Origin of the sequence: Vibrio sp. S9_S30, from assembly GCF_014694455.1 — a bacterium.
Lineage (GTDB): Bacteria > Pseudomonadota > Gammaproteobacteria > Enterobacterales > Vibrionaceae > Vibrio.
Window position 1 is genome coordinate 1 of record NZ_JAAUWT010000048.1, and the last position, 5302, is coordinate 5302.

Sequence of the window (5302 nt, forward strand, 5' to 3'; positions counted from 1 at the left end):
AAGTGGTAAGCGACTCATTTTACCCAAGAAAAGAAAGAGGAAGCCTTTTCCTCGGGTTGTTCTGTATAAGGCTCCCCGGTATCCACATAAGAAAAGAGCCGCACGCTGTTAAGCGAGCGGCATTAAGTCGAAAGACTTGGCTTTTTCCGTTTTCACCATTCCTATGTGCTCACAACGCCTATATGCGGTATCAGATTCTCAGTGATCCTGTTGAGTCTTGTCAGTGGACTCCGCATCTAAACCGCCAATCTGAAAACTTCGCATTTGTGATAACTAAAAATATTACGCATCAAAACACTCATCCAGATAAAATAGAGAACCAACATGCTATCGTCTCAACAGCGAGCTTTGCTAATTTCGAAAAACACAGAAACTCCACAAGATCTCATGTCCCTTCGTGTTCCCCTGAGATGTAATCAACAAAAAGCAAGTCATCTAATAATTGAGACCTTGCTTCTACCTAAGGATGGTTTTATTGATACCCATCCAAATATTTAAAATTAATTCATTCCCGTTATTAATTAATCAAACAAAATAGGATAACGAATTCTATGATTTAAACTTGGCTAGAGGAATATCCAACTGACTATTTATGCATTCGATATTACGCACCTCCGCACGAAATCTCGATTAATTACTTACTTGGATGTCAATTATTTCGAGCCGAAAATTTAATCCAACTCATACTTTGATATTTAAGCATTATAAAAATATTAAACTCTGCCCTAATATGCCGATATAAAGCAGCAGGCAGGAATCCGACACTTGGTTTCGGCTGACTTTAATTGGGCAAAATTGCCGAGGGGACACCATGAAATTAAAAACTCAATCTTATTTGCTTTCGGCGATCATACTGATTTCGCTGCTAGCATTGACCGCTACAGGTTTATGGACACTGCGTGTTGCCAGTAACCTAGATAACAAGTCTCGTGTAACAGAACTGTTCAAAAGTACGTACAGTATTTTGGGCGAGATGGAAAAAATGGCGCAGGATGGAACCCTAACTGAAGAGCAAGCAAAAACAATCGCGACTCGCATTCTTCGAAACAATATTTATAAAGACAATGAGTATGTTTATGTTGCGGATGAAAACCTCAATTTTGTAGCAACACCTTTGGATCCCCAGCTTCATGGAACCAGCTTCCATGATTTTAAGGACGGAAACGGTGGCAGTGTCGGCAGCATTCTTCAGCAAGCTGTAGCAAACAATCCGAATGGTATGGCGGAATACGTTTGGACACAAAAGCAAGCCGATGGCTCGATTGAAGAAAAACTGTCTATTGCTGAAAAATCTCAAGTGTGGGGCTGGTACGTGGGTACAGGGATCGGATTCAATGAAGTGAATGAGCGATTCTGGTCTACCGCAAAATGGCAGCTCACCCTGTGTGTTTTCATTGGTGGCACTATCTTTATCATTCTTCTACTTGCCATTCGTCGGATGATCTCATTGCTAGGTGGTGAACCTCAAGCCGTTCGTAAAGCCGTTCAAGCCGTAGCTGCTGGTAACATTCAAGCAAACTTCAGTGAAGAAGCAGAGGAAGGCAGCATCTATCACGCTGTGCAGCAGATGAGCCGTTCACTTGCACAACTTGTTAGTAACTTAGAAAAATCAATGGTTGCGCTAAGACAAGAGCTTTCCGATGTCGAATCACGCGCGGGGGTTATTGCAGAATTAACCGACACGCAACAACAGTCTACAGAAATGATTGCAACAGCAATGACGGAAATGGCTTCTTCTGCAAACAATGTCGCTGATTCGGCAAGAGATACCGCTGCCAACACTGATGAAGCCGATAAACAAAGCCAACTTACACAGCAGCTAATACACAGCACTGTAGGTAACATCGAAGGTTTAGCGACCCAATTGAATACAGCAAGCCAAGCGGTGTCGGATCTAGACAATGACGTAAACAATATTGCAAAGGTACTGGATGTGATTGGTGATATCGCCGAGCAGACAAACCTACTGGCACTGAATGCCGCAATTGAAGCCGCTCGTGCTGGAGAGCAAGGCAGAGGATTTGCAGTCGTCGCAGATGAAGTTAGAAATCTAGCAGGCAGAACTCAAGGTAGCACCAAAGAAATTCAACAGATGATTTCTAATCTGCAAGAAGGGTCGCGCAATGCCATCAATACAATCAGTGTATGTGCTGAAACCAGTCAAAATACGGTTGTAGAGTCGAGAAACGCATCCGAAGCATTGCAACACATTGTTGAGGCTCTTGAGTCCATCACGTCAATGAGTCATCAAATTGCGACGGCTGCAGCAGAACAAACTCAGGTTGGTGACGACATATCACAACGAATCAACATGATTGAAGAAAGCGGTAATCAGCTAAGTAATGTCGTTTCAGAAAGTCATAACAGCACGCAAACTCTGTCTTCTCTTTCCAATGAGCTTGAAACTTGGGTCAATAAGTTTACCGTGCAAAAATAATTAATTAGGGTAATACACAAGGCTAAGAGTGTTATTGTCACTCTTAGCCTTTTTTATCATCAAGGTCTATGGTGAGATCATCCTTTTCGTCGCAATATTCTGATTCTTTTGAGGTAAACCGCCTTATAAATGATGGCATTTCCATCTCTAATGCTTAAAAACGTGCCACTAAGTACAGAAAAACATCAAACGATAGTTTTTTTACATTTTTGTATTGACCTCTAAGCCGAAAAGCCTTTTAATACACCCCGTTGCCCGGATAGCTCAGTCGGTAGAGCAGAGGATTGAAAATCCTCGTGTCGGTGGTTCGATTCCGCCTCCGGGCACCACAATTTTATGTTGTTGGTGCTTGCACGAATAACTGATAAATAAAATACGCCGACTTAGCTCAGTAGGTAGAGCAACTGACTTGTAATCAGTAGGTCACCAGTTCGATTCCGGTAGTCGGCACCACTCTTGATAGAGTTAAAACAATCAATTCCCCCTTAGTTCAGTTGGTAGAACGGCGGACTGTTAATCCGTATGTCGCAGGTTCGAGTCCCGCAGGGGGAGCCACTTTTAAGAATTTAGGTTCTATCCTGAATTCACCAGAGCCGACTTAGCTCAGTAGGTAGAGCAACTGACTTGTAATCAGTAGGTCACCAGTTCGATTCCGGTAGTCGGCACCACTCTTGATAGAGTTAAAACAATCGATTCCCCCTTAGTTCAGTTGGTAGAACGGCGGACTGTTAATCCGTATGTCGCAGGTTCGAGTCCCGCAGGGGGAGCCAAATTTAAGAAGCCAAGTCAGAAGACTTGGCTTTTTTCGTTCTAGATACGTAAGTAATTCATAGCAAATAAACACCTCACTCACCCTGCCTAGTGCATTTCCGTCACAACTCCTTTCATTCCCGCCTAATTCATTATATATTTTCCTGTGCGCGCCACCTACGCCACCTACTCGCGGAAAGAGTGATACTCAAGGCATTAAAGTATTACCCATATGGGAACCACAATTCGGTTTACCTTCTCTTCTGAAAAGCGAGTACAGAAGCAATGAGACGGTGAATGTATGAACCCTTTTTCGCTAAACCTTTCGTACCTAAAGAAACAAGCCAAAACACGCCTTAAAGCCATTAAATCAGGCTCTCAAATCGATCTAATCTGGCTCAATGAACATCATTTTATCAATACTCATAAAGCAGAAAACGTGAAGCTGTCAGACATACAACTCGCAATCTCACGTGAACTTGGACTCTCTAGCTGGGCTAAGCTCAAACATCATGTTGAGTTATTAGAAAGCAACAGAAACCAACCTGATAATGTCCTTATCCCACTAGACGATCTTCACACACTGCATGTTCGTTGTGGTCATGATATTCAAGGAACACTCAAAAAGTCCGGATTCATTGGAGATTTTCTTCCTTACATAGACCCTTTTTGTATTGGTCCCTTGGTAAAAAATGAGCAAAATTTACTTACTCTACGTTCTGAGTTTATTTACCATAACCTTATTTTAGAAATGGAAGGGGTCAACAAATCCATAGAGCACATCCAGAAAGACAGCATAAGAGATTCCAACCAATTACTGGAAAGTAAGTATCAGAGAATCGTACTATGGGTAGAGCACGACAACTACGACCAGATCATGCTCATTCGCACTCTTGCCCTGCTTTCTTATCAGAACCTTGACCGTGTTGAGTTGATTGAAATCGATAAGTTTCCAGGGAGGGAGTGTTTCATTGGTTTAGGACAGCTTCCTTCCGAAGCATTAAGAGTTCTTTGGGACACACGTAAAGAACTGACTATTGATCATATTACCGCTGCAAAAAGTCTATGGGCGGCATTTTGCTCTCCGACACCTAAGAAACTCATAGAGCAGTACAGCCATATTGATGAATCGCTATTCCCCAACATCAAACGCGTTATCTTCAGGCACTTACAAGAATTACCACATTCAACCTCAAGGCTAGGGCTCACACAAGAACTCACGATTCAGTTACTCAAAGAGAATAAAAAAGCACTGGATTTCAACACGCTTTTCAAACGCTATATGGAGGCAGAACCGCTAGTCTTCCTTGCTGACCTGATGTACTGGGCAGTGATCAAACCCCTAACTCTAGGTGAAACCCCTATTATTTATGCAAGAGGATTAGATAAAAGCGGGTGGCAAAGCACTACCATTGAATTGTGCCATGATGACTTTAAGTCTGTATCCACCGTTGAAAATAAATGGATTGGAGGCATACAAATCGGCAGCAGTGAATATTGGACATGGGATCATAAAGATCTCTCCACGATGAACGAGATCACCTTTTCTTAGGAGCCCTTCTGGGTAAGGCTCCATACGATCTTTATCCAGAACATCTTCCCCCCTTTAAAGATACCGAAACCATAGTTCAGCTCTAGAAACGATCTTTAGCCTGGTATGGAAGGCTTAATGCCTTCCTATATAGGGAAGCTGCAGCTCTTTCATGACACACGGAATGCCATATCATTCTCACCAGCCATAAGAACTTTGATGATTTGCTCTCTTTAACATATTCAAGAGCTCACAGCTAAATCCTCGTCCCAATAGGTTACTTTTTGTTAGTAAATACTTTGATATCAGAGTCATTGAGTTTTAAAGCACCTGTATCGAAAAAGGAATAACCTTTATTGACTCATGTTGGTAGTCAGAATAGTAAAGTGGAGAACTAGGTAGGACTTGGATTTATTCAGCCGAAGATCGAATATATCACTCTTAAGCGTAACAAACCGTAAGCGCCCCATGAACTCACGGGGCGACATAACTAATGCTTGAAGTTCCATGGCAGCAGTGCATCGATATCAGGCTCAGCTTTCGCCAACTCCTTCATGCACTTGATCATGTAGTCGTAGAGGATA

The 5302-nt window shown here is 42.4% G+C and carries 2 protein-coding genes and 5 tRNA genes; all 7 read left to right on the forward strand.

What is annotated here, in order from left to right; genetic code table 11:
* Positions 1–811: 811 nt before the first annotated feature.
* Complete coding sequence (locus HC752_RS23415) at positions 812–2437, forward strand: methyl-accepting chemotaxis protein (RefSeq protein ID WP_190337607.1); 1626 nt, start codon at positions 812–814, stop codon at positions 2435–2437.
* Positions 2438–2690: 253 nt separating this feature from the next.
* A tRNA-Phe gene (locus tag HC752_RS23420) sits at positions 2691–2766 on the forward strand.
* A 48-nt stretch (positions 2767–2814) separates the two neighbouring features.
* Positions 2815–2890 (forward strand) — tRNA-Thr (locus tag HC752_RS23425).
* A gap of 26 nt (positions 2891–2916) precedes the next feature.
* Positions 2917–2992, forward strand: a tRNA-Asn gene (locus tag HC752_RS23430).
* A gap of 37 nt (positions 2993–3029) precedes the next feature.
* A tRNA-Thr gene (locus tag HC752_RS23435) sits at positions 3030–3105 on the forward strand.
* A gap of 26 nt (positions 3106–3131) precedes the next feature.
* Positions 3132–3207 (forward strand) — tRNA-Asn (locus tag HC752_RS23440).
* A 281-nt stretch (positions 3208–3488) separates the two neighbouring features.
* Positions 3489–4739: a DUF1835 domain-containing protein gene (locus tag HC752_RS23445; protein ID WP_190337608.1), complete on the forward strand. Its 1251-nt coding sequence runs from the start codon at positions 3489–3491 to the stop codon at positions 4737–4739.
* Positions 4740–5302: the final 563 nt, after the last annotated feature.

Excerpts from the sequence above, each read along its gene's own strand:
- HC752_RS23445 (WP_190337608.1), top strand. The coding sequence starts at position 3,489 with ATGAACCCTTTTTCGCTAAACCTTTCGTACCTAAAGAAACAAGCCAAA.
- HC752_RS23415 (WP_190337607.1), top strand. The coding sequence starts at position 812 with ATGAAATTAAAAACTCAATCTTATTTGCTTTCGGCGATCATACTGATT.